The sequence below is a fragment of the Microbacterium sp. nov. GSS16 genome (assembly GCF_028198145.1).
GTDB lineage: Bacteria > Actinomycetota > Actinomycetes > Actinomycetales > Microbacteriaceae > Microbacterium.
The window spans coordinates 2797448-2823167 of sequence record NZ_CP116338.1 but is presented as its reverse complement, the minus strand read 5'-3'; the positions used below and the strand labels follow the sequence as shown (position 1 = coordinate 2823167).

The 25720-nt window shown below is 69.3% G+C and carries 25 protein-coding genes and 2 riboswitches; of the genes, 12 read left to right on the top strand and 13 right to left on the bottom strand.

The window, feature by feature from the left end; translation table 11 throughout:
• The first annotated feature begins 46 nt into the window (after window positions 1-46).
• The gene (locus PGB26_RS13420; RefSeq protein ID WP_271638170.1) at window positions 47-304 is read left to right on the top strand and encodes a hypothetical protein; all 258 of its coding nucleotides are present in this window, start codon (window positions 47-49) and stop codon (window positions 302-304) included.
• 80 nt (window positions 305-384) lie between these two features.
• A complete protein-coding gene (locus PGB26_RS13415) occupies window positions 385-954 on the top strand; it encodes an alpha/beta fold hydrolase (protein WP_271638169.1) in 570 nt (189 codons plus the stop codon).
• A 16-nt stretch (window positions 955-970) separates the two neighbouring features.
• Here PGB26_RS13415 and PGB26_RS13410 read toward each other — a convergent pair whose 3' ends face one another.
• Both PGB26_RS13410 and PGB26_RS13405 read right to left on the bottom strand, forming a co-directional pair.
• Window positions 971-1441, bottom strand: coding sequence for a GNAT family N-acetyltransferase (locus tag PGB26_RS13410; RefSeq protein ID WP_271638167.1), 471 nt, complete (start codon window positions 1439-1441; stop codon window positions 971-973).
• Between the two features lie 7 nt (window positions 1442-1448).
• Window positions 1449-2015 carry a 1-acyl-sn-glycerol-3-phosphate acyltransferase gene (locus PGB26_RS13405; RefSeq protein ID WP_271638165.1) on the bottom strand — a complete coding sequence of 189 codons (567 nt, stop codon included), beginning with the start codon at window positions 2013-2015 and terminating at the stop codon, window positions 1449-1451.
• Window positions 2016-2186: 171 nt separating this feature from the next.
• Between PGB26_RS13405 and PGB26_RS13400 the strand changes: the two genes are divergently transcribed.
• Window positions 2187-2759, top strand: a complete 573-nt coding sequence (locus PGB26_RS13400) for a Dps family protein (RefSeq protein WP_271638164.1) — start codon at window positions 2187-2189, stop codon at window positions 2757-2759.
• Window positions 2760-2819: 60 nt separating this feature from the next.
• Here PGB26_RS13400 and PGB26_RS13395 read toward each other — a convergent pair whose 3' ends face one another.
• Both PGB26_RS13395 and PGB26_RS13390 read right to left on the bottom strand, forming a co-directional pair.
• Window positions 2820-3110 carry a Fe-S cluster assembly protein HesB gene (locus PGB26_RS13395; RefSeq protein ID WP_204975995.1) on the bottom strand — a complete coding sequence of 97 codons (291 nt, stop codon included), beginning with the start codon at window positions 3108-3110 and terminating at the stop codon, window positions 2820-2822.
• A gap of 144 nt (window positions 3111-3254) precedes the next feature.
• Window positions 3255-3740, bottom strand: a complete 486-nt coding sequence (locus PGB26_RS13390) for a DUF6328 family protein (RefSeq protein ID WP_271638163.1) — start codon at window positions 3738-3740, stop codon at window positions 3255-3257.
• Window positions 3741-3842: 102 nt separating this feature from the next.
• Between PGB26_RS13390 and PGB26_RS13385 the strand changes: the two genes are divergently transcribed.
• Window positions 3843-4055 carry a hypothetical protein gene (locus PGB26_RS13385; RefSeq protein ID WP_271638162.1) on the top strand — a complete coding sequence of 71 codons (213 nt, stop codon included), beginning with the start codon at window positions 3843-3845 and terminating at the stop codon, window positions 4053-4055.
• A gap of 5 nt (window positions 4056-4060) precedes the next feature.
• Here PGB26_RS13385 and PGB26_RS13380 read toward each other — a convergent pair whose 3' ends face one another.
• Window positions 4061-4645, bottom strand: a complete 585-nt coding sequence (locus PGB26_RS13380) for a carboxymuconolactone decarboxylase family protein (protein WP_271638160.1) — start codon at window positions 4643-4645, stop codon at window positions 4061-4063.
• Between the two features lie 41 nt (window positions 4646-4686).
• Window positions 4687-6162, bottom strand: coding sequence for an MDR family MFS transporter (locus PGB26_RS13375; RefSeq protein ID WP_271638158.1), 1476 nt, complete (start codon window positions 6160-6162; stop codon window positions 4687-4689).
• 150 nt (window positions 6163-6312) lie between these two features.
• Here PGB26_RS13375 and PGB26_RS13370 point away from each other — a divergent pair, with 150 nt between their 5' ends.
• Window positions 6313-8202 carry an ABC transporter ATP-binding protein gene (locus PGB26_RS13370; RefSeq protein ID WP_271638156.1) on the top strand — a complete coding sequence of 630 codons (1890 nt, stop codon included), beginning with the start codon at window positions 6313-6315 and terminating at the stop codon, window positions 8200-8202.
• Between the two features lie 19 nt (window positions 8203-8221).
• On the opposite strand, the gene PGB26_RS13365 is transcribed toward PGB26_RS13370, so the two are convergent.
• The 7 genes from PGB26_RS13365 to PGB26_RS13335 all read right to left on the bottom strand — a co-directional run bounded on the left by PGB26_RS13365 (window position 8222) and on the right by PGB26_RS13335 (window position 15528).
• A complete protein-coding gene (locus PGB26_RS13365) occupies window positions 8222-8992 on the bottom strand; it encodes an SDR family NAD(P)-dependent oxidoreductase (RefSeq protein WP_271638154.1) in 771 nt (256 codons plus the stop codon).
• A complete protein-coding gene (locus PGB26_RS13360) occupies window positions 8986-9924 on the bottom strand; it encodes a glycosyltransferase family 2 protein (RefSeq protein WP_271638153.1) in 939 nt (312 codons plus the stop codon). The genes PGB26_RS13365 and PGB26_RS13360 overlap by 7 nt, the downstream gene beginning before the upstream one ends.
• An 81-nt stretch (window positions 9925-10005) precedes the next feature.
• Entirely contained in the window at window positions 10006-11151 is a 1146-nt protein-coding gene (locus PGB26_RS13355; RefSeq protein ID WP_271639686.1) for a cysteine desulfurase family protein, read from the bottom strand.
• A gap of 1 nt (window position 11152) precedes the next feature.
• Window positions 11153-12004, bottom strand: coding sequence for a carboxylating nicotinate-nucleotide diphosphorylase (gene nadC, locus PGB26_RS13350; protein ID WP_271638151.1), 852 nt, complete (start codon window positions 12002-12004; stop codon window positions 11153-11155).
• Window positions 12001-13503 carry an L-aspartate oxidase gene (gene nadB, locus PGB26_RS13345; RefSeq protein ID WP_271638149.1) on the bottom strand — a complete coding sequence of 501 codons (1503 nt, stop codon included), beginning with the start codon at window positions 13501-13503 and terminating at the stop codon, window positions 12001-12003. Before nadB ends, nadC begins: the two co-directional genes overlap by 4 nt.
• Window positions 13500-14798, bottom strand: coding sequence for a quinolinate synthase NadA (gene nadA, locus PGB26_RS13340; RefSeq protein ID WP_271638147.1), 1299 nt, complete (start codon window positions 14796-14798; stop codon window positions 13500-13502). The genes nadB and nadA overlap by 4 nt, the downstream gene beginning before the upstream one ends.
• 106 nt (window positions 14799-14904) lie before the next feature.
• Complete coding sequence (locus tag PGB26_RS13335; RefSeq protein WP_442923021.1) at window positions 14905-15528, bottom strand: NUDIX hydrolase; 624 nt, start codon at window positions 15526-15528, stop codon at window positions 14905-14907.
• Between the two features lie 92 nt (window positions 15529-15620).
• Window positions 15621-15714, top strand: a riboswitch (glycine riboswitch).
• A 1-nt stretch (window position 15715) separates the two neighbouring features.
• Window positions 15716-15825: riboswitch (glycine riboswitch) on the top strand.
• Between the two features lie 53 nt (window positions 15826-15878).
• Between PGB26_RS13335 and PGB26_RS13330 the strand changes: the two genes are divergently transcribed.
• The 7 genes from PGB26_RS13330 to PGB26_RS13300 all read left to right on the top strand — a co-directional run bounded on the left by PGB26_RS13330 (window position 15879) and on the right by PGB26_RS13300 (window position 25719).
• Window positions 15879-17051: an aminomethyltransferase family protein gene (locus PGB26_RS13330; RefSeq protein WP_271638144.1), complete on the top strand. Its 1173-nt coding sequence runs from the start codon at window positions 15879-15881 to the stop codon at window positions 17049-17051.
• A complete protein-coding gene (gene gcvH, locus PGB26_RS13325; RefSeq protein WP_271638142.1) occupies window positions 17048-17425 on the top strand; it encodes a glycine cleavage system protein GcvH in 378 nt (125 codons plus the stop codon). Before PGB26_RS13330 ends, gcvH begins: the two co-directional genes overlap by 4 nt.
• 56 nt (window positions 17426-17481) lie before the next feature.
• Window positions 17482-20316: an aminomethyl-transferring glycine dehydrogenase gene (gene gcvP / locus PGB26_RS13320; protein ID WP_271639684.1), complete on the top strand. Its 2835-nt coding sequence runs from the start codon at window positions 17482-17484 to the stop codon at window positions 20314-20316.
• Between the two features lie 162 nt (window positions 20317-20478).
• Window positions 20479-22116, top strand: a complete 1638-nt coding sequence (locus PGB26_RS13315) for a peptide ABC transporter substrate-binding protein (RefSeq protein WP_271638140.1) — start codon at window positions 20479-20481, stop codon at window positions 22114-22116.
• A 96-nt stretch (window positions 22117-22212) separates the two neighbouring features.
• The gene (locus tag PGB26_RS13310) at window positions 22213-23145 is read left to right on the top strand and encodes an ABC transporter permease (protein ID WP_271638139.1); all 933 of its coding nucleotides are present in this window, start codon (window positions 22213-22215) and stop codon (window positions 23143-23145) included.
• Complete coding sequence (locus PGB26_RS13305) at window positions 23132-24073, top strand: ABC transporter permease (RefSeq protein WP_271638138.1); 942 nt, start codon at window positions 23132-23134, stop codon at window positions 24071-24073. Before PGB26_RS13310 ends, PGB26_RS13305 begins: the two co-directional genes overlap by 14 nt.
• On the top strand, window positions 24070-25719 hold the full coding sequence (locus PGB26_RS13300; RefSeq protein ID WP_271638137.1) for a dipeptide ABC transporter ATP-binding protein: 1650 nt from the start codon (window positions 24070-24072) through the stop codon (window positions 25717-25719). Before PGB26_RS13305 ends, PGB26_RS13300 begins: the two co-directional genes overlap by 4 nt.
• Window position 25720: the final 1 nt, after the last annotated feature.

Here is a 25720-nt window from a genome sequence, read left to right as displayed (position 1 = left end):
GGGGGAGCGGATGCCGGAGCCGAGGTGGGCTACGCGGTTGCGAGACGTGCATGAAGCCATCAGGACGCTGCGGGCGGCGAGTCTCGCGGACGAGGATCCGCAGCGTTTCGACGTCGCGGACGTGATGGAGCGACGCTTCGCGAACATCGCCGATGCGCGGGCGCTGCGCCAGAACGCGCGAGAGGCGCTGATGCTGTGGTGGCGCGGCGGGATGGGCTCGTTCCAGGACACCGGCTCGGCGATCATGAGCCGTGCGGTGGACGGCCTGCGCGACGCGCTCAGAATGGCGAAGCGGCGCTGGTGACTGCTCGCCGGTGATCACCTCCCGGTACGCTGGGGGAGGCCAACGACGCGCCATCGACCGACCGGAAGCGAGCACACATCGTGACCCAGCCCAGCACCTTCGAGCCCGAAGGCCGCGCCGTCCCCTTCGTTGACGAGGGCGAAGGCCCTGTCACGCTCGTGCTGGTCACCGACCGCAGCCTCGAGGCTGACGGCCTCGGGGTCATCTCGCACTACCTCGCCGAAGAGGCCGGATTCCGTGTCGTCCGCATCGGCTCGCGCGCGACCGCCGAGGGCATCACCGCCGCCGACCGAGCGGCGGACGCGGCTGCCGTGATCGAAGACCTCGGCATCGAAGACACCTGGATCGGCGGTCACGGACGCGGCAGCACCATCGCGCGCACCTTCGCCGTCGAGCACCCCGAGCGGGTCAACGGTCTGCTGATGCTCGGCGTCGAAGACGAGCAGATCCCCCTCGCGCCCGGCATCCCGGTGCTCATCATCCAGGCCGAGAACGACGACGTCACCCCGCCCGCGAACGCCGAAGCGCTGCAGGCGACCGCACCTGAGCGCGCAACCATCACCCGCATCCCCGGGGCCGACCACTACTTCGTCGCGACGCACCCGATCGAGACCGCCGTCGTGATCGAGGAGTACCTCGACTGGGACTGATGCCGACCGACCGTGGTCAGCCGTGCAGATCCTTCCGCATGAAGATCTGCTCGGTGCCGTCATCCTGCGGCACCCGCTCGCTGATGCGGTAGCCGCAGGATTCGTAGAGGCGGATGTTCGCTTCGCTCAGGCTGCCGGTGAACAGCTCCGCCTGCGCGGCGCGACTCTCGCGCTCGGCCACATCCAGCAGCCCCCGGCCGATGCCCTCGCCCTGCATGTCGGGAGCGATGGCGATCCTGCCGATCAGCAGCAGGTCTCCGTCGATGCGTCCGCGCAGCGCGCCGACGAGCCTGCCGTCGACGCGAGCCGTCCAGCCGTAGCAATCGGCGAGCTCGGCCCTCACCGCGTCGAGAGTCTGCGTCAGAGGCGGCATGTCGGCGCTGCCGTAGATCTGGGCTTCCGACACGAATGCAGCCCGCTGCAGGGTCAGCACCTCTCCGGCGTCGTCGGTCGAGATGGGGGCGTACGTCACATCGAGATCGGCCATCCGTCCATCATCCCTCTTCGCGCAGGCGCGGCTCGACACGGTGCTCGGGGCGCAGCCCCGCCTTGTCTGCGTAGAACGCCCGGATGCGGTCCATATCCGCCGGGATGTCGCCGGTGAGATCCATGGTCGGTCCGAGGCCCGATGTCATGGTGGTGCGGTCGACGTACCCGAGGGTCACGGGCATCCCCGTCTCGCGGGCGATCCGGTAGAAGCCCGATTTCCAATGCGTGTGGCCACGGCGAGTGCCGTCGGGAGTGACGACGAGGCCGAACACCTCGCCACGTCGCGCCATCTCGACCACGTCGGCGACGACCCGTCCCGGATCGTCGCGATCGACCGGGATGCCGCCGAGCGCGCGCATGAGCGGACCGCGCCAGCCGCGGAAGAGACTCTTCTTGCCCAGCCAGCGCACATCGATCCCCAACCGCCAGGCGATCGCGAGCATGAGCACGAAATCCCAGTTTGAGGTGTGCGGAGCGCCGATCAGCACGGTCGGCGTGGCTGGCGCAGGGCTTGAGCGAAGAGTCCAGCGGCTGCAGAGCCAGAAGACCCGCGCGATCAGGCGTCGAAGCATCCGACCACGCTACGGCAGTCAGCATGCGGACGGAGGCATGACGACCGGGGGATGAGTCGCGCGACGAAATCAACCCCCTCAGCGCGTCCGACGTCGGGTGTTAGCGTCGGGCCGAACACACAACCGACCGCGCGACGCCCCGGCGCCGCGCAGAAGACAGAGGTGGTATTCATGGCAGCCAAGAGCACCGCGACCCAGAAGTCGAAGAACGCCGGCACCAAGACGAAGGACTCGGCGAAGACGAAGGATGCCGCCGAGACCACGCCGCTCGAGAACGCCGAGAAGGGGTTCCAGGCTTCACCCGAGCTGGTGCGCGATCTGCAGGCCGTGCTGGTCGACCTCATCGAGCTGTCCGTGCAGGGCAAGCAGGCGCACTGGAACGTGGTCGGCCGTAATTTCCGCGACACCCACCTGCAGCTCGACGAGATCATCGAGGCGGCCCGTGGGTTCGGCGACACGGTGGCCGAGCGGATGCGCGCGCTGCACGCCGCCCCGGACGGGCGCAGCGCGACCGTCGCCAAGGCGACCACTCTGCCGGAGTTCCCGATGGGAGAGGTGTCGACGACAGAGACGATCGACCTGATCACGGTTCGGCTCGAGGCGACGGTGGCAACCATGCGCCGCGTGCACGACCAGGTCGACGACGAGGACCCCACCTCGGCCGACATCCTGCACGCGATCATCGAGAAGCTCGAGCAGTTCGCGTGGATGGTCAGCGCGGAGAACCGCACTCCCGCGTCGTGACCCCGACACACAGCGAGGGCCGTCACCCGATCGGGTGACGGCCCTCGCTTGATGCGGCACTCAGGCCGGCTGCGGGAGCAGGCTGAACGACACCGCACCCTGCTCGTCGACCGAGGCGTCGAGCACCTTGTCGTCGAGGGCGTCGGCGGCGGCCTTCTCGAGGAACACACGGATGTCCTCGTCGCCGATGATCGAATCGCCCGGCTCGGGCGTGGGGGCGACCGTCACCGCGAAGCGCGGTTCGGTCTCGGTGCCCGACGAGTGGATGCGGAGTCCGGCATCCGGCGTCGTGCTCTGCTGGGCGACGATGGTCGCCGCGATCGTGTTTGCGTTCTCGGTCAGGGTGAGCATCGGCTCTCCTTCCGGTTGCGGACACCACACCGTGCGGCGCGATGTGCGTGCCACGATTCCGCAGCCGTGGCGGAGGTTCAAGCTCAGGCGACGACTCTGAGGGGTTTCACACGTAGGACTTGCGTGCCTCTCAGCGGCGGCAGGTCACCGCCTGCGATGCAGCACCAGGGGCAGGCCGATCCACAGGAGCACGATGACCACCACTCCGATCCCGCCGGCGATCAGCGCCAGCACATGATCGAAGGTGAAGTCGATGATCAGCACCGTCACGCCGACGGTCAGCGCGCCGCCGACGAACACGTTCGCTTTGACGATGCGATGCGCCATCCGTACAAGCTCGGGTTTGCGACCCTTCGCGAAGAGCACCCGGTGCATGCCCACGGGCGCGAGGGAGAGGAGGCTCGAGGCCGCGGCGAGCAGAACCAACACGATATAGAGCATCCGCTGCAGGTCGGTCAGATCTCGGAACAGTGGCTGGAACGCCACCGCCAGCAGGAAGCCGGTGAGGATCTGCGTGCCCGTCTGCATGACGCGCAGCTCCTGCATCAGCTCCTCCCAGTTTCGGTCGGCGCGCTCAGACGCTGTCTCGTCGCGCCCGTCGTGCTGGGCATCGGCCTGCGGGTCGTTCATGACATCGGACGCTACACGCCCGCTCCCTCCGCAGGCGAGAGGCTTGCGGGGTGCCGCCCGCTCGCTCGTGCCCGCCGCGCTGCGCGGGCGTACCATCGAGGGATGCCCGATAACCAGGCACCCCAGAACCAGGCACCCGAGATCCGGTCGCACACCCTCTCAGCACCTCCCGGACTGCGGCTGATCGCCCCCGATGCCGCCGCCGGCGTGTGCGCCGACGGGCACTGCGCGCTGCCCGCCACCGTGTCGCGGGGCGCCGACGAAGACGAGAGCCGCCGGGCGGGTGCCCGGGCAGAGGCGTCCGACGCCGACTGAACCGTCTACGCCGAGCGGCGCTCGGCCCGATCACGGAGTGCGGCGGCGAGCTCGGGCGCGATCAGCGGGTCGTCATCGAGTGGCACGGCGAGGGCCATCAGCGAACGGCTGAAGTGATTGCGAAGCCCGGCGGCGAGCGTGATGTCGACGATCTGCCTGTCGGTGAAGCCGTGCGCGCGCAGCGACTCGGCGTCGGCGTCCGTCATGTCCCGGGGTGACGTCGACAGACGCTCGGCGTACCGGATCACAGCCCGCTCAGCCTCGGTGAACGCCGAGTCGTCGTCGGCGGCGAAGGCGCGCAGGCCCGCCTCGTCGACGACGCCCGCCGTCATGCTCTTGCGTCCGTGCGCGATCAGGCAGTGCGCTGACCCGATCGCTCTGGCGGCGCCGAGCGTGGCGGCCTCGTAGATCCGCACGCCGATGGAGGGCACCACCGTGCGAACGAGCGCCACGAACGCATCGTGCGCCTCGGGGTTCACCGCCATCGCTGCGGTGTAGGAATGCACGAAGCCGTCGTCAGCGAGGTCGTCCTCGTACATCTGTGCGACGGCGTCGCTGGCGCTCTCCGGCGCCGGGGTGGTGATGACCATGGAGCGGACGGTACTCCGGTGCCGGCGTCGGCGGAAGAGCGTCAGTGAGCACTGTGCGCGGGCGCGCCCTCGCCGTCGTCTTCGGGCTTGCGGATCAGGAATGCGCCGATGATCGTGATGGTCGCGATGACGGCGCCGATCGTCACCGACATCCGGGTTCCCGCCGCCACGGCAGCCGGCACCTCGGTGCCGCCTCCGGTGTTCACGACGGCCGTGAAGACCGCCACCATCACGGCGATCCCGGCTGCGCCGGCGACCTGCTGCACGGTGCCGATCACGGCGCTGCCGTACGAGTAGAACGTCGGCTTGAGGGATGCGAGAGACGCCGTGAAGAGCGGGGTGAACGACAGCGCGAGGCCGACGGAGAGCAGCGTCTGAGCGACGAGGACCAGCCAGATCGAGCTGTCGACCGTCACCGTCGTGAACAGCCACAGCATCGAGGCCGCGAGGATCGACCCGGGGATGAGCAGGATGCGAGTGCCGTGGCTGTCGTAGATGCGCCCGATCACCGGCCCCAGCAGGCCCATGATGAGCGCGCCGGGCAGCACGACGAGCCCGGCCTCGAGTGCTGTGAGCTGCAGGGCATCCTGCAGGAACAGCGGGATGACGGTGATGCTGCCGAAGAAGGCGAGCGAGAGCAGGAACATCTGGATCATCGACAGCGAGAAGTCCCGCGAGGCGAACACGCGCAGGTCGAGCAGCGCGTCATCCTCTCGCTGCAGCAGCACCTGACGCCAGAGGAACAGCGCAAGCCCGAGCACGCCGACGGAGAGCGAGATCGCCATCGGCGCCCAGCTTGCACCGTTGCCGAGCCCGCCGATCTGGCTCAGCCCGAACACGAGCCCGCCGAAGCCGAACGCCGACAGCACGACCGAGAGCAGGTCGATCGGGGCGCGCATCGTCTCACCGACGTTCGTCAGCCAGCGCCACCCGATGAACATCGCGACCAGGGCGATCGGCAGCACGACCACGAAGATAGCCCGCCATCCGAAGTGGTCGAGCAGGAACCCCGACATCGTGGGTCCGATCGCCGGCGCGAGCGACATGACGATGCTCACCCGGCCCATCATCCGGCCGCGCGACGACGCGGGCACGAGGTTCATGATCGTCGTCATCAGCAGCGGCATCATCACGGCCGTACCGGATGCCTGCACGACGCGCGCGATCAGCAGCACCGCGAATCCGGGCGCCAGCGCGGCGATCAGGGTCCCTGTCGAGAACAGGGCGATCGCACCGAGGAACATCTGCCGCGTCGTGAAGCGACGCAGCAGGAAGCCGGTGATCGGGATCACGACAGCCATGGTCAGCATGAACGCGCTGGTGACCCATTGCGCCGCCAGGGGAGTGATGCCGAGATCGGCGATCAGATGGGGGATCGCGATGCCCATGGTCGTCTCGTTGAGGATGGCGACGAAGGCGGCAGCGAGCAGCACCCAGATCACCGCCATGTCCTTGGCGGGGATGAGGCCGGCGGATCGACGCGCGACGGGAGTCGACCCGGTGTGAACAGCAGACATCGGTCTCCTCGAGGGTGAGTGCGAACGGCGAAAAGCCCCACGAGGGGGCAGGACACGGCCGGCCGACGCCGGTCGAGAAGATCAGCCGTCCATCCTAACCCCTGCGCGCGCACAGGCATTCCCTCGTCTTCTGCGGACTAGCCTGAAGGGATGAGCATGGGTGTCGGGGGAGGACGCGGCGCCGTCTTCCGCGGGGTCGACGAGGCCGCGCAGCGGCGCATGAACGCCGCCGCCCCCACGGTGCCCGGTCTCGGTCGTCGGGTCGTCGCCCTCTTCACCCCCTACCGCGGGCGTCTCGCGGTCACCGCGCTGCTGGTGATCGTGGGGGCCGGGATCGCCGTGATCCCCCCGCTGCTGGTGCAGCGCATCTTCGATCACGCCCTGTTCCCCCTCGATGGCGGCGGCCCGCGCATCCCGCTGCTCACCATGCTGGTGAGCATCACGATCGGGCTGTTCCTGCTGTCGGCCGTGCTGGGGGTGACCCAGACCTGGCTCACCTCAACGGTCGGCAACGAGGTGACCGGCGACCTGCGCGTGCGGCTGTTCGAGCACCTGCAGGCCATGGAGCTCGGCTTCTTCACCCGCACCAAGACCGGAGTGATCCAGTCGCGGCTTCAGAACGACGTCGGCGGTGTGTCAGGCGTGCTCACCAACACCGTGACCAGCGTGCTCGGCAACACCGTGACGGTGATCGCCTCGCTGGTCGCGATGCTTCTCATCGACTGGCGCCTGACACTCATCGCCGTGGTCCTCATGCCGATCCTGGTGCTCGTGCAGCGGCGAGTGGGACAGGTGCGGGCGCGCATCGCGGGCGAGACGCAGGAATCGCTGTCGGAGCTGAGCAGCATCACGCAGGAGACGCTGAGCGTCTCGGGCATCCTGCTGTCGAAGTCGTTCAACCGCCAGCGCACCGAGTCGGTGCGCTACCAGGCCGAGAACCGCAACCAGGTGCGGCTGCAGGTGCGCCGCGCGATGAGCGGTCAGGGCTTCTTCGCCGTCGTGCAGGTCATCATGGCCAGCGTGCCGGCGATCGTGTACCTGGTTGCCGGGCTCTTCCTCACCGGCGGCGCGCCCGAGATCACCGCCGGCGCGATCGTCGCGTTCACGACGGTGCAGGCGCGGCTGCTCATGCCGCTGATGGGCCTGATGCGCGTGGCGCTGGATCTGCAGACCTCGGCCGCTCTGTTCGCGCGCATCTTCGAGTACCTCGACATGGTGCCGCAGATCCAGGACGCCCCCGACGCGATCGACGTCGCCGATGCTCCGGGGCCCCGCGGTCGCATCGAGTTCAGAGACGTCGTGTTCCGGTATCCGGATGCCCCGCCCGAGGCGCGCCCGACTCTCGACGGCGTCTCTTTCGTCGCCGAGCCCGGGACGCACGTCGCATTCGTCGGGCCGTCGGGAGCGGGCAAGACCACCATCCTCTACCTCGCGCCGCGCCTGTACGAGGCGTCCGGGGGCGCGGTCGAGTTCTCAGGCGCCGATGTGAAGTCGCTCACGCAGGAGTCGATCATCGACCGGATCGGCATCGTCTCGCAGGAGACCTATCTGTTCCACGCGACGATCCGCGAGAACCTGCGGTATGCGAAGCCGGATGCCACCGATGAAGAGCTCGAGCGCGCGTGCCGTGCCGCGAACATCCACCACGTCATCACATCGTTCGACCAGGGCTACGACACGGTCGTCGGCGAGCGCGGGTACCGGCTGTCAGGTGGCGAGAAGCAGCGCATCGCCATCGCGCGGGTGCTGCTGAAGGACCCGCCTGTGCTGCTGCTCGACGAGGCGACCTCGGCCCTCGACACCGTGTCGGAGCGGGTCGTGCAGGAAGCGCTGGACACCGCGGCGCGGGGCCGCACCACGCTGTCGATCGCGCACCGGCTCTCGACCGTCATCGACGCGGACATGATCCACGTGGTCGAGGCCGGTCGCATCGTCGAGTCGGGCACGCACGCCCAGCTGCTCGCAACGGGCGGGCTCTACTCCACTCTCGCGGCGCAGCAGATGGCATCGGCGCGGGCCGTCGAGGAACGGCAGCGCTGAGAGCCGTCGCTGATGCGGGTCAGTGCACCGAGAGGCCGCCGTCGACGAACAGCGACTGCCCGGTGATGTATCCCGACGAGCGTCCGGCGAGGAACACTGCGATGCCCGCGAAGTCGTCCGGCACACCGTTGCGGCCGACCATGGTGCGCGCGGCCAGCTGCTGCACCTTCTCCTGGTCTTCCTGCAAGCGTGCGTTCAGCGGAGTGAGCACGAAGCCGGGCACCAGGGTGTTCGCCGTGACCCCCTGAGACGACCACGCCTCGGCCTGAGACCGGGTGAGCGACTCGAGCCCGCCCTTCGAGACGCCATAGACCCCGCTGGTCACGAAGGCGCGGTGGGCCTGCTGGGAGCTGATGTGGATCAGCCGGCCGAAGCCGCGCTCGAGCATGCCCGGGGTGTAGCGACGACTCAGCAGGAAGGGCGCCTCGAGATTGACGGTCATCGTGGCATCCCAGACGTCCATCTCGATGTCGTTCATCGGGGCACGCAGGTTGATGCCCGCCGAGTTCACGAGGATGTCCGGCTCGCCGAAGGGCTCCGCGGCAGCATCCGCGGCGGCGAGGATGCCCTCACGGGTGCTGAGGTCGCCGACGACTCCGGCAGCGCGCCCTCCGGATTCGGATATCTCGCGCACGGCCGCATCGATGCGCTCGCCGCCTCGTGCCACGACCGCGACCGACGCGCCCGCGCCGGCGAGAGCCGTCGCGATCGCCCGGCCGATGCCGGACGATCCGCCGGTGACGACCGCGGTGAGGCCGTTCAGAGAGAAGAGGTCGTCGAGGTTCACCATGCCAGCGCCTCCATCATCGTCGGGTCGGGTATCGCGTCGCCGTACTCGGGCAGGGCTCGGAGCGTCGTCTCGAAGGCGTCGAGAGCGGCGGCATAGGCCGGGTCTGGATGCTCGGCGGCTATCGCGTGCAGCGAGGGGAGGTCCATTGCGCGGATGAGTGCGATGCGAGCGCGGACAGCGTCGGGCTGATGCGCCGCGACGAGCACGTCGATGCCGCCGAGAAGAGCCGCGAGGTAGTCGTGGAGCACGGGCAGCTGCGCCTTGCCCTGTGTGATCGAGGTGCCGTCGGCACGCACGCGCCAGAGCACGGCGACGTCGGGGATGACGTCGAAGGCGCGCGCCTCGGTGTACATGCGCTGCGCGATGACCTGATCCTCGTACGCGACGTTCTCGGGGAAGCGCAGTCGCTCCCAGAGGGAGGAGCGGCTGAGCTTCGACCACGCGACGATGTTGGCCGAGGCATCGGGGTGCTCGGCGAGCGTCACTCCCAGCCTTCGCGGGGCGGTGGCTGCCGCGACCCACGGCTGCACGCGGCCCGCGCGATAGGCGCCGTCGACGAGCCGGGAGCGCACGTAGGCGGCCGCCACGAAATCGCTGCCTGACTCGTCGAGCGTCGCCAGCCAGGTCGCGACTGCGTGCGGAGTCAGCTCATCGTCGGCGTCGAGGAAGCCGACGAAGGGCGTATCGACGCGATCGAGGCCGATGTTGCGCGCCGCCCCCAGACCACGCGCCTCGTCGTGGCGGAGCCCCTCGAAGCGCCGATCGCGAGCCGCCGCGTCGGCGAACACGGCCGGGGTGTCGTCGTGCGAGCCGTCGTCGATCAGCAGCGCGCGCCAGCGGCTCTCGGTCTGCCGCTGCAGAGACGCGATGGCGGCCGGGGCGAAGGTGGCGATATCGCGGCCGGGCACGATGATCGTCGCGAGCGGATTCACAGGCTGAGTCTACGGTTCGGCAGATGCCCCGATGACTGCCGGCTCGTTCGTCACCTGTCGTCCGCGGATTCGCCTAACTGATCAGGATGAGACCGCGGCGACAGCGGCGGCGACCAGCTGTGCGAGACGCCGGGCGGAACCTGCCGGCAGGGGCGCGCGGGGGAAGGTGAAGCGCACAGAGGTCTGGGCGACGGTCGCCGGGATGCCGATCGCCAGAAGAACGGGGGAGGGTTCGTCACTGCCTGCGGCGCAGGCCGACCCGCTGGATGAGACCACACCGCGACGCTCGAGCTCGAGAAGCACGGCTTCGCCGCTCGTGCCGGCGAACGTGAAGCTCGCGAGATTCGGCAGGCGGTGTCGTGCGCAGCCGGTCAGCGCGGCCTGCGGCACGGCAGAGCGAACCGCGGCGATGAACTCCGTGGTCTGCGCGGCCACGGCCGCGGTGCTGCGCGCCCGCTCGGCCTCGGCGAGGTCGAGGGCAACCGCCAGCGCGACCGCGCCGGCGACGTTCTCTGTTCCGCTGCGCCGCCCTCGCTCCTGACCTCCGCCGTGCAGCAGCGGCTCGAGGGGCACACGCGCGCGCACGGCGACGGCGCCGACGCCCTTCGGGGCGCCGAGCTTGTGGCCTGCGATCGAGATGCAGTCAGCGCCGAGGTCGCGCAGGTCCACCCACCCGGCTGTCTGCACCGCGTCGAGGTGCACGGGCACGTCGTGCTCGCCCGCTGCAGAGATCAGCGCGGCGGCGTCCTGCATGGTGCCGATCTCGTTGTTCGCATGGCCGACGCTCACCAGGGCTGTGTCGCCCCTGTCCAGCGCCGCCCGCAGATCGTCGACCGCCACGACTCCGTGCGCGTCGACGGGCAGCAGCGTCACCTCGACGTCGTGCAGCCGCCGCAGATACTCGGCCGACTGCAGGATCGACGCGTGCTCGATCGGGGTGGTGATCAGTCGTCGTCGCGCGGGCGGCTCGTGAGCCGAGCCGAGCACGACGCCTTTCACAGCGAGATTGTTCGCCTCGGTGCCTCCGGAGGTGAAGATGACCTCGCTCGCTCGTCTGCCCAGCGCCGCGGCGACCCGCCCGCGCGCCCACTCAAGCGCCCGCGCGGCCGCCTCACCCACCGAGTGGTGGCTCGACGGGTTGCCGTACGCGCCGGTGAGATAGGGCTGCATCGCCTCGAGCACCTCGGGTCGCACCGGGGATGTGGCGGCGTGGTCGAGGTAGAGCATGTCAGCCGACCCGCAGATCGAGCCCGAGATCCAGCGCCCGCGCGGAATGGGTGAGTGCACCGACCGAGATCACCTGCACGCCGGTCTCGGCGATGCGCCGCACGGTGTCGAGGTTCACACCGCCGGACGCCTCCGCTGTCGCCCGGCCGCCGATCAGGGCGACGGCCGCCCGAAGATCGGCGAGGCTGAAATTGTCGAGCAGCACGGTGTGCGCGCCGCCCTTGAGCACAGCCGGGATCTGATCGAGCCGGTCGACCTCCACCACGACGTGCGTGGTGTGCGGCAGGCGGCCGAGCGCCTCACGCAGCGCCGTGGCGAGATCCCGCCCGCTCTGACGCAGCACGGCGAGGTGGTTGTCCTTCGCCATCACGGCGTCCGACAGCGTGCGCCGGTGATTGCTGCCGCCGCCCGAGACGACCGCATGGCGTTCGAACTCGCGCAGCCCAGGCGTCGTCTTGCGGGTGTCGGCGATGCGCACACCTGTGCCGTCGACCGCGTCGACGTAGGCAGCCGTGAGCGTAGCGATGCCGCTCATCCGCTGCGTGAAGTTCAGCGCGACCCGCTCGGCCGTCAGCAGGGCGCGTGCGGCGCCGCTCACCGACGCGAGCACATCACCCGTCGCGAAGCGGTCGCCGTCGGCGACGTGGAGGTCGACCACCGCGTCGGCGTCGGTGAGCGTGAAGGCCGCCGTGAACACCTCGCCGCCGCTGAAGACGCCGGGCTCGCGGGCGACGAGATCCGCCGTCGCGCGGGCGGAGGCGGGCAGCAGCGCGGTGCTGGTGAGATCGCCCCACGGGGCATCCTCCTCCAGAGCCGCCGACACGGTACGACGCAGGGTTGCCGGGGTGATCATGCGGCTCCGATCAGGGCGGGGGAGACGATGAAGTGGGCGCCGAGCGAGCGGGTGCGGGCGAGAGCGGCGGATGCCACGGCTCGCGCCACGGTGAGCAGATCGGCGTCCTCCTGGGCCGTCGGCGACGTCGCCGATGGCGGCGACCACGCGTGCAGGCGGGCGACCGCATCGCGCAGGCCCTCCTCGGTGCGCATCAGTCCGACCTGCTCCCACATCAGCTGCTGCAGGGTCCTCCGCTCGACGATGTCCGCGTCCTGTCCGCCGCTGCCCACGACCACCCGCTGCTCCCGCCCGGATGAGTTCGCGTCGCCCTCGGGGGTCTCAGGTGGCACGAACTCATACCGGAGCGGATGGCGGGTCAGGGATTCGGCTGCGCGAGCGCCGAAGACGGCGCCCTCCAGGAGGGAGTTGGATGCCAGTCGGTTCGCGCCGTGCACGCCGGTGCATGCGGTCTCGCCGACAGCCCACAGGCCGGGCAGAGTCGTGCGGCCGTCGATGTCTGTGGCGACCCCGCCCATCAGGTAGTGCGCAGCGGGGGTCACCGGCACGGGTCGTCGCGACCAGTCGATCCCGCGACGTCGCAGTTCGGCGCCGATGGTGGGGAATCGCTCGGCCAGGGTCTCGGCGCCGAGCGCCGTGGCATCCAGCATCACCGGCCCCGCCTGTGCTGCGGCGCGACGGGCGACTGCCCGTGCCACGACGTCTCGTGGGGCGAGCTCCGCATCCGGGTGCTCGTCGAGCATGAAACGGTGCCCGCCGGCATCTCGTAGCACGGCGCCCGCCCCGCGGACCGCCTCGGAGATGAGGAACGGCGCGCCGCCGGCGAGAACGGTCGGATGGAACTGCACGAACTCGAGATCGGCGACCGCAGCGCCCGCTCGCAGCGCGAGGGCGATCCCGTCGCCCGTGACGCCGGGAGGGTTGGTGGTGTGCGCGTACAGCTGGCCGGCGCCGCCAGTCGCCAGGATCACGCCGTCGGCGTGCGTCTCGACGCCGTCGAGCGACCGGACGCCGCGCACCCGGCCTCTGACGATGAGCAGGTCTGCGACGAAGGCCCCCTCGCGCACCTCGACCGAGGACGCCCGCAGTCGGCGCACCAGGGCCGCCGAGATCGCAGCGCCCGTGGCGTCACCGCCGGCGTGCGCGATCCTCGGCCGGCTGTGCGCGGCTTCGAGGCCGCGCGCGAGCAGTCCGTCCGCGAAGCGGTCGAAGGCCACGCCGGCGGCGATCAGCTCGTCGATCGCGGCTGCGGCGCCGTCGACCAGCGCGGTGATCGCGAGGGCGTCGCCGTGGCCGTCGCCGGCCTGCAGCGTGTCCAGCGCGTGCAGCGCGGGGGAGTCGCCGGGTCCGTACGCCCCGGCGATCCCGCCCTGCGCTCGCGCGGTGCAGCCGTCACCGAGCGCGCCCTTGACCAGCAGGGTCACGCGGTGACCCAGCGCGTCGGCCCGCAGGGCGGCGGTGAGACCCGCGATGCCGCCGCCGATCACGATCACGTTCATCGCGGTCGCGCCGCCAGCATCCGCTCGAGCGCAACCCTGGCGGGCTCGGCGACGTCGTCGGCCACGCGGATGCGGTTCTGCACCCGTCCGGCCACGAGCTCCTCCAGCACCCAGGCGAGGTAGCCGGGGTGGATGCGGTACATCGTCGAGCAAGGGCAGACGACCGGGTCGAGACAGAAGATCTCGTGCTGCGGATGCTGGGCCGCAAGGCGCCGCACGAGGTTGATCTCGGTGCCGATCGCGAAGGTCGTCGGCTCGCTCGCACCGGCGATCGCCTTGCGGATGTAGTCGGTCGATCCCGCCTCATCTGCGGCGTCGACGACCTCGACCGGGCATTCCGGATGCACGATGACGCGAACGTCGGGATGCTCGGCGCGCGCCCGATCGATCTGGTCGACGGTGAACCGGCGGTGCACCGAGCAGAAGCCGTGCCAGAGCATGACTCGACCGTCGCGCAGCTCGTCGGCGCTGGATCCGCCCAGAGGCCGGCGGGGGTTCCACATCGGCATCCGCTCCAACGGCACCCCCATCGCCTTCGCGGTGTTGCGCCCGAGATGCTGATCGGGGAAGAAGAGCACGCGCCGCCCGCGGGCGAACGCCCACTCCAGCACCGTCGCGGCGTTCGACGAGGTGCACACGATGCCGCCGTGCCTGCCGACGAATCCCTTGATGGCAGCGGAGGAGTTCATGTACGTCACCGGGATCACGGGCAGCAGTCCCTCGGCATCCGGCTGATCGAGCGGGCCCAGCACGTCGGCGAGCTGCTCCCAGCAGTCCTCGACCTGATCGATGTCGGCCATGTCGGCCATCGAGCAGCCGGCTGCGAGATTGGGCAGGATCACCGCCTGGTCGGGGCCGGAGAGCAGGTCGGCGGTCTCGGCCATGAAGTGCACCCCGCAGAAGACGATCGCCTCGGCATCCGGATGCTCGAGCGCGGCGTTCGCGAGCTGGAACGAGTCGCCCACGTAGTCGGCGTGCCGCACGACCTCCTCGCGCTGGTAGAAGTGGCCGAGCACCACGACGCGATCGCCGAGGGCGTGCTTCGCCGCGCGGATGCGGCCGTCGAGCTCCTTTTCGCCGGCTTCGCGGTAGGCGGCTGGCAGCTCACCCTGACGCGGGGCTCCGACCGGGATGACGTCTCCCATCGACGAACCCGGACCGTACCCGGGGCGGGAGTCGAAGTCCCAGGGGCCGGCGGCGAGATCCGTGCTGCAGGTCGGATCGAGCGAGGCGCCTGAGACGATCGCCTGCAGTGCGTGGTCGACGGACGGGTCGAGCGCGGGGAGGGGGGACATGCGGGACCGCCTTCTGGTCGCTATGACATTTACTGTCTGCGAACAGATTAGGTCGATCTGACCACAAGTGCAATCAGATGACGACGCGTCGTCGACGAGGCCCTGCTCAGGCGTGCGCGACGTAGCGGTACAGGCGGGCGGGGCGGTGCTTGCCGGTGCGGAAGGATTCGGTCGGCACGAGCTCGTCCGACCCCTCGAGCAGACGGCGGAAGTTCGACGGGTCCAGGCGCTGTCCGAGCACGGCCTCGTAGACCTCGCGCAGCTCGGTGAGGGTGAACTCGTCGGGAAGCAGGCCCGCGGCGATGCGACTGTAGGCGACCTTGTTGCGCAGACGCCACAGCGCGTACTCCGCGATGCGGTTGTGGTCGAAGGCGAGCGCCGGCAGAGCGTCGACGTCGAACCACTCGACGTTCTCCGGCGCCCCCGCCCGGGCGCGCTGCGCGTCGACGAGGTCGGAGCGCAGCAGTGCCCAGTAGACGATCGAGATGGTGCGCGAGGGGGAGCGGCCGACGTCGCCGAACGTGTACAGCTGCTCGAGATAGCTCGGCTGCAGGGCGGTCGTCTCGGCGAGGGTGCGGGATGCCGCGGCATCCAGATCCTCCCTCGGATCCAGCCACCCGCCGGGCAGCGCCCACGACCCGAGATGCGGCTCGCGCGTGCGCCGCACGAGCGGCAGCATGAGCCGGTCGCCTTCGTCCCAGGTGCGCAGCGAGAAGATGACGGTCGACACGGCGACGCCGATCGCGTCTGTGTCGCCGGTCGTGCCACTCACATCGACGAGCCTAGACGGTATGCTGAGAGACCTAATCGAACACAGGCCGCATGACCCGTGCGGGAGAGCCCGGTGAACGCGATCGGGCACCGAAGGAGCAAGCCTCCCCGCCAATCTCTCAGGTACCCCTACCGCCCAGGTCCGGCCGCTCTGAAAAGAGATGCTCACGCATCCGCCGACGGTGAAAGCCCTCGTCCATCAGCTCTTCGAGCCGGTGGCGAAGGCGAAGCTCTCAGGCCCGATGACAGAGGGGGAGTTCCGAGGATGCCGACGACGTCGTCCTGCCCGATCCTGACCGGGAGAACTCCATGACCGAACCCCGCTATACCCCGCTGCGCGAACGCCATGAGGCGCTCGGCGCATCCTTCACAGACTTCGGCGGCTGGCAGATGCCCGTCCGCTACACCTCCGACCTCGCCGAGCATCGCGCGGTGCGCGAGGCCGTCGGCGTCTTCGACATCTCGCACATGGCCGAGTTCCTCGTCGACGGTCCCGCTGCCGCCGCCTACCTCGACTACTGCCTGGCCGGCCGCCTCTCGGCCATGGCCGTCGGCAAGGCGAAGTACTCGCTGCTGCTGGCGGAGGACGGCGGCATCATCGATGACGTCATCGTCTACCGGATGGGCGATCAGCGCTTCCTCATCATCTCGAACGCCGGCAACAGGGATGCCGTGCGCGAGGCGCTGGAGGCGCGGATCCGTCCCGCCGAATTCGCCGCGACCGCTGATGCCGTCGGCGAGGACGGCTCGTTCGCGTTCGTCGCCGGAGGGCACGCCGTCACGGTCGAGGACGTCTCCGACGAGTTCGCGCTGATCGCCGTGCAGGGGCCGGCGTCCGAGCGGATCCTCACCGAGGTCGCCGGCATCGACGAGCTCAGCGTCCCGTGGGCGGAGCAGAAGTACTACTCGTGGGCGAGCGCGACCTTCGCCGGCAAACCGCTTCTGCTGGCGCGCACCGGGTACACCGGGGAGGACGGCTTCGAGCTGCTCGTCTCGGCCGCAGACGCCGCAGAGCTCTGGGATGCCGTGCTCGCGGCGGGCGAATCGCACGGTCTCGTGCCCGCCGGTCTCGCCGCACGCGACACCCTGCGCCTGGAGGCGGGCATGCCGCTCTACGGCCACGAGCTCTCCCGCGAGATCAGACCCGCGCAGGCGGGCCTCGGACGCGTCGTCGTCGCCGACAAGGAGCGCTTCGTCGGCAAGGACGCGGTCGAGCCGCCCGCTGGTGCGCGCGTGCTCGTCGGCCTGACCGCCGAGGGGCGTCGTGCCGGGCGCGCGGGGTACCCCGTCGTGCTCGAAGACGGCACCGTCGTCGGCGAGGTCACCAGCGGCGCCCTCAGCCCCACGCTCGGCCACCCGATCGCGATGGCCTACATCGATCCCATCCACGCCGAAGACGCAGCCGACCTGTTCCTCGACGTCAGGGGGACGAAGATCCCCGCCACCCGCACCGCCCTGCCTTTCTACCGGAGGAAGAAATGACCGATCTCACCACCCTCAAGTACAGCGAAGAGCACGAGTGGGTCGCCCTCGACGGCGCCACGGCGACGATCGGGATCACCGATTTCGCCGCTGACGCGCTCGGCGACATCGTGTTCGTCGAGCTGCCCGAGGTCGGCGCTGAGCTGACCCGCGGCGATGCGTTCGGCGAGGCGGAGTCGACCAAGTCGGTCTCCGAGCTGTACGCGCCCGTCACCGGCACGGTCGTCGAGATCAACGACGCGGTCGTCGACGACCCCGCGCTGCTGAACTCGGCGCCCTTCGGCGACGCGTGGCTGATCAAGGTCGAGGTGGCCGACGGCGCGCTCGACGGACTGCTCGACCGCGACGCCTACGTGGCGCACACGGAGGCGTGAGAGTGGTCTCGTTCGCTGATCGCCACATCGGTGTGACCTCCGAGGCGAGCGCGCACATGCTCCGCGCCCTCGGCCTCCCGCAGGCGCCCGTACTCGACCCGACCGATGAGGAGCCGATCGAGGCCCTCATGCGCCAGGCGGTGCCGGCATCCATCTTCACCGGCCCTTCCGACGATTCGATCATCCCCGCCGCGGCCAGCGAGGCGGAGGCTCTCGCCGAGCTGCGCGCGCTCGCCGGCCGCAACACGGTGAACCGCCCGATGATCGGCCTGGGCTACTACGGCACGCTCACCCCGTCGGTGATCCAGCGCAACGTGCTCGAGAACCCGTCCTGGTACACGGCCTACACGCCCTACCAGCCGGAGATCTCGCAGGGGCGCCTCGAGGCGCTGATCAACTTCCAGACGATGGTCGCCGACCTCACCGGCCTGTCGACCGCGAACGCGTCGATGCTCGACGAGTCGACCGCCGTCGCCGAGGGCATGCTGCTGGCACGGCGGGCGTCCAAGTCGAAGTCGAACGTCTTCGTCGTCGACGCCGACGCGCTTCCGCAGACCAAGGCGCTGCTGCGCACGCGCGCGGATGCGGTGGGAATCGAGCTCGTCGAGCGCGATCTCGCCGGTGGCGAACAGCTTCCCGACGAGCTGTTCGGTGTGCTCGTGCAGTACCCCGGCGCCTCAGGACGCGTGTGGGATCCGAGCGCCGTGATCGACGCCGCGCACCTGGCGAACGGCATCGCGGTCGCCGCGGCCGACCTGCTCGCCCTCACGCTGCTGCGCTCGCCGGGCTCGCTCGGTGCCGACGTGGGCGTGGGCACGACCCAGCGCTTCGGCGTGCCGATGGGCTTCGGCGGCCCGCACGCAGGCTATATGGCCGTGCGCGCCGGTCTCGAGCGCCAGCTGCCCGGCCGCCTGGTCGGCGTCTCGGTCGACGCGGCCGGCTACCCGGCATACCGCCTCTCGCTGCAGACCCGCGAGCAGCACATCCGCCGCGAGAAGGCCACGTCCAACATCTGCACCGCGCAGGTCCTGCTGGCCGTGATGGCCTCGATGTACGCCGTCTACCACGGCCCCGACGGTCTGCGTGCGATCGCCGCCGAGGTCGCCGCCAAGGCGACAGTGCTGCGCGACTGGCTCGTCGAGGCCGGTGCCGAGGTCGTGCACGGTGCGTTCTTCGACACGATCACCGTGCGCGTCCCTGGCGCGGCGGAGGCCGTGGTCTCCAAGGCGCACGCCCAGGGCATCCTGCTCCGGCTGACGGATGCCGACACCGTCGGCATCTCGGTCGACGAGACCACCACGTTCACCGACCTGCACCGTGTGGCGGTGCTGTTCGGCGGCAAGCAGGAGCGGGTCTTCGGGTTCATGGTCGGCGACGACGCGCTGCCCGAGGCGCTGCGCCGTGACGACGAGTACCTGACTCACCCCGTCTTCCACGCGCACCGTTCCGAGACGGCGATGATGCGCTACCTCAAGCAGCTCGCCGACCGCGACTACGCGCTCGATCGCGGCATGATCCCGCTGGGCTCGTGCACGATGAAGCTCAACGCGGCCACCGAGATGGCCGCGATCACCTGGCCGGAGTTCGCTCAGCTGCACCCGTTCGCCCCGGCGGAGGATGTCGAGGGCTCTCTGGCGATGATCGACCAGCTCGAGGCGTGGCTCGCCGAGGTCACCGGATATGACGCCGTCTCGCTGCAGCCGAACGCCGGCTCGCAGGGCGAGCTGGCAGGGCTCCTGGCGATCCGCGGCTACCACCTCGCGAACGGAGACGCGCACCGCGACGTCTGCCTCATCCCGAGCTCGGCCCACGGCACGAACGCGGCGTCGGCGGTGCTCGCCGGCATGAAGGTCGTCGTCGTGGCCACCGACGAGCTCGGCAACGTCGACCTCGACGACCTGCGCGCGAAGATCGCTCAGCACGCCGAGGCGCTGTCGGCGCTGATGATCACCTATCCGTCGACGCACGGCGTGTACGAGCAGCAGGTGGTCGACATCACCTCCGCGGTGCACGAGGCGGGCGGCCAGGTGTACGTCGACGGAGCGAACCTCAACGCGCTGCTCGGCTACGCGCGCTTCGGCGACCTGGGCGGCGACGTGTCGCACCTCAACCTGCACAAGACCTTCGCCATCCCGCACGGCGGCGGCGGTCCTGGCATCGGCCCGGTGGCGGCCAAGGCCCACCTCGCGCCCTACCTGCCGGGCCACCCGCAGGCGCAGAAGAGCGAGCACGCCGGAGGCTTCGTGTTCGACGGCGGCCCTGTCTCGGGCGCTCCCTACGGGTCGGCCGGCGTGCTGCCGATCTCGTGGGCGTACGTGCGGATGATGGGCGCCGAGGGGCTGCGCAGCGCCACGGCGGCTGCCGTGCTCTCGGCCAACTACATCGCCCAGCGTCTGCGCGATCACTACCCGGTGCTGTACACGGGGAAGAACGACCGGGTCGCGCACGAGTGCATCCTCGACCTGCGCCCGCTGAAGGAGGCGACCGGCATCTCGGTCGACGACGTCGCGAAGCGCCTGATCGACTACGGCTTCCACGCGCCCACGATGTCGTTCCCCGTCGCAGGCACACTGATGGTGGAGCCGACCGAGTCCGAGGACCTCGCCGAGGTCGATCGCTTCATCGAGGCGATGATCCAGATCAAGGCGGAGGCGGATGCCGTGGCCGCCGGCACCTGGCCCGCCGACGACAACCCGCTGGTGAATGCGCCGCACACCGCGGCATCCCTCATCGCCGGGGAGTGGCAGCACGCCTACTCGCGCGAGGTGGCCGCGTACCCGGTGCGCGCCCTGGTCGCCGCGAAGTACTGGCCGCCGGTGCGGCGCATCGACCAGGCGTACGGCGACCGCAACCTCGTGTGCGCCTGCCCGCCCATCGAGGCGTTCGCCTGATAGCGGTGAATCACCCCCGTCGCAACCGCGGCGGGGGTGATTCGGTTAAGGGTGCATAACACTTCTGCGGGCGTGCTGGTGACATCCGCGTCGGGTCTTAGGATCGGATGTGAGCGCGTTCGACGTCGAGCGCGTGCATGTCCCGGTCCACAGGAGGACACTGTGAAGCACAACAAGATCACCCTCGCGGGCATTGCGCTGCTCGCGGCGAGTGCCCTGGCACTCTCCGGATGCGCAAGCAGCGGCGATTCGCCCGACGCAGACAAGGGCTCGTCGAACGCCGATGCGTCTGCGATCATCAAGGTCAACGGCTCTGAACCCCAGAACCCGCTGATCCCGACCAACACCAACGAGACCGGCGGCGGCAAGATCCTCGACGCCATCTTCGCCGGACTCATCGGCTACGAGGCCGACGGCGCCGTGTTCAACGAGGTCGCCGAGGACATCAGCGTCGACGACCCGCAGAACATCACGGTGAAGCTCCGCAAGGGCCTGAAGTTCACCGACGGTGAAGAGGTCACCGCCGATAACTTCATCAAGGCGTGGAACTACGGCGCGCTCGCATCGAACGAGCAGCTCTCCAGCTACTTCTTCGAGGACATCGAGGGCTTCAGCTACGACGAGGACTCCGAGCTGACCGGTCTGAAGCAGGTCGACGACCACACCTTCACGATCAAGCTCAACAAGCCCGCAGCCGACTTCGCGCAGCGTCTCGGCTACTCGGCCTACTATCCGCTCCCGGACGTCGCGTTCGAGGACATGGAGGCCTTCGGCGAGAACCCCATCGGCAACGGCTCCTACATGCTCGACGGTGAGGGCGCCTGGAAGCACGACGTGGGCATCAACCTCGTCGCCAATCCCGACTACGACGGCCCGAAGAAGGCTGCCAACGGCGGTCTCGAGATCGTCTTCTACGCCACGCAGGACGCCGCGTACAACGACCTGCTCGCCAACGAGCTCGACGTCCTCGACGCCATCCCGGACTCGGCCTTCGGCAACTACGAGTCCGACCTCGGCGACCGCGCGGTCAACCAGCCGGCGGCCATCTTCCAGTCCTTCACGATCCCCGAGCGCCTCGCGCACTTCGGCGGCGAAGAGGGCAAGCTGCGTCGTCAGGCGCTGTCGATGGCGATCAACCGCAAGGAGATCACCGACGTGATCTTCCAGGGCACCCGCACCCCCGCCAGCGACTTCACGTCGCCGGTCATCGACGGCTGGACCGACACGCTCAAGGGCGCCGAGGTGCTCGAGTTCAACGAGGAGAAGGCCAAGGAGCTGTGGGCCGAGGCCGACAAGATCAGCCCGTGGAGCGGCTCGTTCCAGATCGCGTACAACGCTGACGGCGGCCACCAGGCCTGGGTCGACGCGACCGTGAACTCCATCAAGAACACGCTCGGCATCGACGCCTCCGGCGCCCCGTACCCGACCTTCAAGGAGCTGCGCTCCAAGGTCACCGACCGCACGATCGAGACCGCGTTCCGCACCGGATGGCAGGCCGACTACCCGGGTCTGTACAACTTCCTCGGACCGCTGTACGCGACCAACGCCGGCTCCAACGACGGTGACTACTCGAACCCCGAGTTCGACAAGCTGCTGTCGGAGGGTGTCTCCGAGACCGACCCCGAGGCGGCGAACAAGCTGTACCAGCAGGCGCAGGAGATCCTCCTCGAGGATCTGCCCGCGATGCCCCTGTGGTACTCGAACGTCGTCGGCGGCTACGGCGAGAACGTCGACAACGTGAAGTTCGGCTGGAACTCCGTTCCGCTCTTCTCCGACATCGAGAAGAAGAAGGCGGAGTAACCCTTCGCAACGAGGCGGTGGTGCTCGCACCACCGCCTCGTTATCTTTGCCCTCGAGGCGCGCGATCCGCGCCCCGTACCCGAAGGGAGGTCGAGGGTGGCCTTTTACATCCTCAGACGAATCCTGCAGGCGATCCCCGTGTTCTTCGGTGCGACCCTGCTGATCTACTTCATGGTCTTCGCCATGCCCGGCGACCCCATTGCCGGACTGTTCGGCGACAAGCAGCCGAACCCCGCCGTGCTCGAGCGGCTCCGCGCCGAGTACCACCTGGACGAGCCGTTCCTCGTCCAGTACGGGTACTACATCGCCGGCATCTTCCGGCTCGACTTCGGCACGAGCTTCTCGGGCCAGGCCGTCTCCGACATCCTGGCGCGCACGTTCCCGGTCACCCTGCGCCTTGCGGTCCTGGCGGTCGCCATCGCGTTCGTGCTCGCGATCATCATCGGCCTGTTCTCCGCGCTCGACAAAGGCGGCCTGTTCGACAACTCCATGCTCGTGCTGGCGCTGATCTTCATCGCCGTGCCGATCTTCGTGCTGTCTTTCCTGGCGCAGTACTTCCTCGCGGTGCAGCTCGGCTGGTTCAGGCCCACGGTGGGTGCGCGCAACGACTGGGGTGATCTCTGGCTGCCGGCGATCGTGCTCGGCTTCAGCGTCTACGCCACCAGCATGCGGCTGACCCGCGCGTCGACCATCGAGACCCTCGGGCAGGACTGGGTGCGCACGGCGTACAGCAAGGGCCTCTCGCGCCGTCGGGTCATCCCCGTGCACGTGCTGCGCAACTCGCTCATCCCGATGGTCACCGACCTCGGCACCGTCTTCGGCATCCTCATGGTCGGCGCGACCGTGACCGAGGGCATCTTCAACGTGCCCGGCGTCGGCAACACCCTCTACCAGGCGATCATCCGCGGCGAGAATCCGACAGTCGTGTCGTTCGTGACGGTGTTCGTCGTCGTGTACGTGCTCATCAACCTCGTCGTGGATCTTCTCTACGGCCTGCTCGACCCGAGGATCCGCTATGTCACGACCTGACCTCGACCGCGGCCACTACGTCGCGCCCGCGGACACCACATCGGTGCCCGTCGACGTCGTGCGCATCGACGCCAAGCCCAGCAACCTGTGGCTGGACGCATGGCGCGACCTGCGCCGCCGCCCGCTGTTCTGGATCTCGGCCGCCTTCGTGCTGCTGGTGATCATCGTCGCGCTCGCGCCGAGCCTGTTCACCAACGTGCCTCCGGCCAACGGCTGCGTGCTGTCGAAGAGCAACGCCGGGCCCGAGTCAGGGCATCCGTTCGGATTCACCCGTCAGGGCTGCGACGTGTACTCGCGCGTGATCTGGGGGACCCGCACCTCGCTCATCGTGGGTGCTCTGGCCACGGTGATCAGTACCATCGTCGGAATCGTCATGGGGGCTCTTGCCGGCTTCTACGGCGGCTGGCTCGACTCGGTGCTCTCCCGGGTGGGCGACATCTTCTTCACGATCCCGTACATCATCGCGGCGATCGTCGTGATGTCGGTGCTGCCGCAGCGCAACGAGATCGTGCTCGCCTTCGCGATCGGCGGCTTCGCCTGGGCATCGACGGCGCGCATCATGCGCGCTGAAGTGCTCCGGGTCAAACAGGCCGACTTCGTCATGGGGGCCGAGTCCATCGGCATGTCGAAGTTCAAGACGCTTCTCGTGCACGTGCTGCCCAACGCGATGGCCCCGGTCATCGTGGTCGCCACGCTTGCACTGGCGGGTGCCATCGTCGCCGAGGCGACGCTGTCGTTCCTCGGCGTAGGCCTCAGCGGCACCATGTCGTGGGGCCTGGACATCAGCCAGGCTCAGACCACCATCCGCACCGCGCCGATGGCGCTGTTCTGGCCGTCGCTGGCCCTGACCATCACCGTGCTGGCGTTCGTCACGCTCGGTGAGCTGCTGCGCGACGCCGTCGACCCGAAGGCGAGGGCCCAGCGATGAGCGAACCTCTGCTCAGCGTGCGCGACCTGCGCGTCGCATTCCGCAGCGGCAAGAAGATCCGCGAAGTGCTGCATGGCGTGAGCTTCGACATGATGGCGGGCGAGACGCTGGCGATCGTGGGGGAGTCGGGCTCGGGCAAGTCCACCACCGCGGCCGCCATCATCGGGCTGCTTCCCGGCACCGGACACGTCACGGGCGGCAGCATCACGCTCGACGGACGCGAGCTCACGACCGCGAAGCGGGCCGAGCTCGAGAACATCCGCGGCCGCGAGATCGGCTACGTCCCTCAGGATCCGATGTCGAATCTCAACCCCGTGTGGTCGATCGGCTTCCAGGTGAAGGAGGCGGTGCGCGCGAACGGACTGGCCCAGGGCCGTCAGGAGGTGCATGACCGCGCCGTCGAGGTGCTGCAGCAGGCGGGTCTCGCCGACGCCGCCCGCCGCATGCACCAGTTCCCGCACCAGTTCTCGGGTGGCATGAGACAGCGTGCGCTGATCGGCATCGGCCTCGCCGCCGATCCCCAGCTGCTGATCGCCGACGAGCCGACCAGTGCACTGGATGTGACCGTGCAGCGGGTGATCCTCGATCACCTGGCGAGCCTGACCAGCGAACGCGGCACCTCGGTGCTGCTGATCACGCACGATCTGGGTCTCGCCGGTGACCGCGCCGACCGCATCATCGTGATGAACCAGGGCGAGATCGTCGAGGCCGGACCCAGTACCGAGATCCTCTCCCGACCGCAGCACCCGTACACCCAGCGCCTGGTGGCCGCCGCGCCCAGCCTCGCATCCAAGCGGATCGGCGCCGTGACCACCCGGGAGGCGGATGCGGTCGATGCCGCGCCTGCCGTGGTGGAGGTGCGCGACCTCGTCAAGGAGTACTCGATCCGCAGCGGTGGCCTGCGCAGCGAGAAGTTCCTGGCGGTCGACGGCGTGTCGTTCTCGATTCCTCGGGGCAAGACGCTCGCTCTGGTGGGCGAATCGGGGTCCGGGAAGTCGACGGTCGCGAAGATGCTGCTGCAGCTCGAGAAGCCGACCGACGGTGAGATCCTCATCGACGGCGAGGCGACGAGCGCCATGTCGCGTGCCGAGGTCTTCGCGCTGCGGCGGCGCATGCAGCCGGTCTTCCAGGACCCGTACGGTTCGCTCGACCCGCTGCGCAGCATCGGCAACCTCATCAGCGAGCCGTTGCAGGTGCACGGCATCGGCACGCGCGACGAGCAGCACAGGCGATCGCTCGAGCTGCTCGACCAGGTCTCGCTGCCGCGCGAGCTCGCCGAGCGGTATCCGAACGAGCTGTCCGGCGGTCAGCGTCAGCGCGTGGCCATCGCCAGGGCCCTCGCGCTCAAGCCGGACATCGTCGTGCTCGACGAGGCGGTGTCGGCGCTCGACGTGCTGGTGCAGGACCAGATCCTGCATCTGCTCTCCGACCTGCAGGACGAGCTCGGTCTGACGTACCTGTTCATCACGCACGACCTCGCCGTCGTGCGGGTGGCAGCAGACCTCGTGTGCGTGATGGAGAAGGGCAGGATCGTCGAGCAGGGCACGGTCGACTCGATCTTCTCCGACCCGCAGGAGGAGTACACCCGTCGCCTGCTCGACGCGATCCCGGGCGCATCCCTGCCGCTGGGCGGCGCCGGCCTGTGAC

What these genes read in the sequence shown, in the direction of transcription:
- PGB26_RS13410 (WP_271638167.1), bottom strand. Translation starts at nt 1,441, where the DNA reads ATGGCCGATCTCGATGTGACGTACGCCCCCATCTCGACCGACGACGCC.
- PGB26_RS13405 (WP_271638165.1), bottom strand. Translation starts at nt 2,015, where the DNA reads ATGCTTCGACGCCTGATCGCGCGGGTCTTCTGGCTCTGCAGCCGCTGG.
- PGB26_RS13400 (WP_271638164.1), top strand. Translation starts at nt 2,187, where the DNA reads ATGGCAGCCAAGAGCACCGCGACCCAGAAGTCGAAGAACGCCGGCACC.
- PGB26_RS13395 (WP_204975995.1), bottom strand. Translation starts at nt 3,110, where the DNA reads ATGCTCACCCTGACCGAGAACGCAAACACGATCGCGGCGACCATCGTC.
- PGB26_RS13390 (WP_271638163.1), bottom strand. Translation starts at nt 3,740, where the DNA reads ATGAACGACCCGCAGGCCGATGCCCAGCACGACGGGCGCGACGAGACA.
- PGB26_RS13385 (WP_271638162.1), top strand. Translation starts at nt 3,843, where the DNA reads ATGCCCGATAACCAGGCACCCCAGAACCAGGCACCCGAGATCCGGTCG.
- PGB26_RS13380 (WP_271638160.1), bottom strand. Translation starts at nt 4,645, where the DNA reads ATGGTCATCACCACCCCGGCGCCGGAGAGCGCCAGCGACGCCGTCGCA.
- PGB26_RS13375 (WP_271638158.1), bottom strand. Translation starts at nt 6,162, where the DNA reads ATGTCTGCTGTTCACACCGGGTCGACTCCCGTCGCGCGTCGATCCGCC.
- PGB26_RS13370 (WP_271638156.1), top strand. Translation starts at nt 6,313, where the DNA reads ATGAGCATGGGTGTCGGGGGAGGACGCGGCGCCGTCTTCCGCGGGGTC.
- PGB26_RS13365 (WP_271638154.1), bottom strand. Translation starts at nt 8,992, where the DNA reads ATGGTGAACCTCGACGACCTCTTCTCTCTGAACGGCCTCACCGCGGTC.
- PGB26_RS13355 (WP_271639686.1), bottom strand. Translation starts at nt 11,151, where the DNA reads ATGCTCTACCTCGACCACGCCGCCACATCCCCGGTGCGACCCGAGGTG.
- nadC (WP_271638151.1), bottom strand. Translation starts at nt 12,004, where the DNA reads ATGATCACCCCGGCAACCCTGCGTCGTACCGTGTCGGCGGCTCTGGAG.
- nadB (WP_271638149.1), bottom strand. Translation starts at nt 13,503, where the DNA reads ATGAACGTGATCGTGATCGGCGGCGGCATCGCGGGTCTCACCGCCGCC.
- nadA (WP_271638147.1), bottom strand. Translation starts at nt 14,798, where the DNA reads ATGTCCCCCCTCCCCGCGCTCGACCCGTCCGTCGACCACGCACTGCAG.
- PGB26_RS13330 (WP_271638144.1), top strand. Translation starts at nt 15,879, where the DNA reads ATGACCGAACCCCGCTATACCCCGCTGCGCGAACGCCATGAGGCGCTC.
- gcvH (WP_271638142.1), top strand. Translation starts at nt 17,048, where the DNA reads ATGACCGATCTCACCACCCTCAAGTACAGCGAAGAGCACGAGTGGGTC.
- gcvP (WP_271639684.1), top strand. Translation starts at nt 17,482, where the DNA reads ATGCTCCGCGCCCTCGGCCTCCCGCAGGCGCCCGTACTCGACCCGACC.
- PGB26_RS13305 (WP_271638138.1), top strand. Translation starts at nt 23,132, where the DNA reads ATGTCACGACCTGACCTCGACCGCGGCCACTACGTCGCGCCCGCGGAC.
- PGB26_RS13300 (WP_271638137.1), top strand. Translation starts at nt 24,070, where the DNA reads ATGAGCGAACCTCTGCTCAGCGTGCGCGACCTGCGCGTCGCATTCCGC.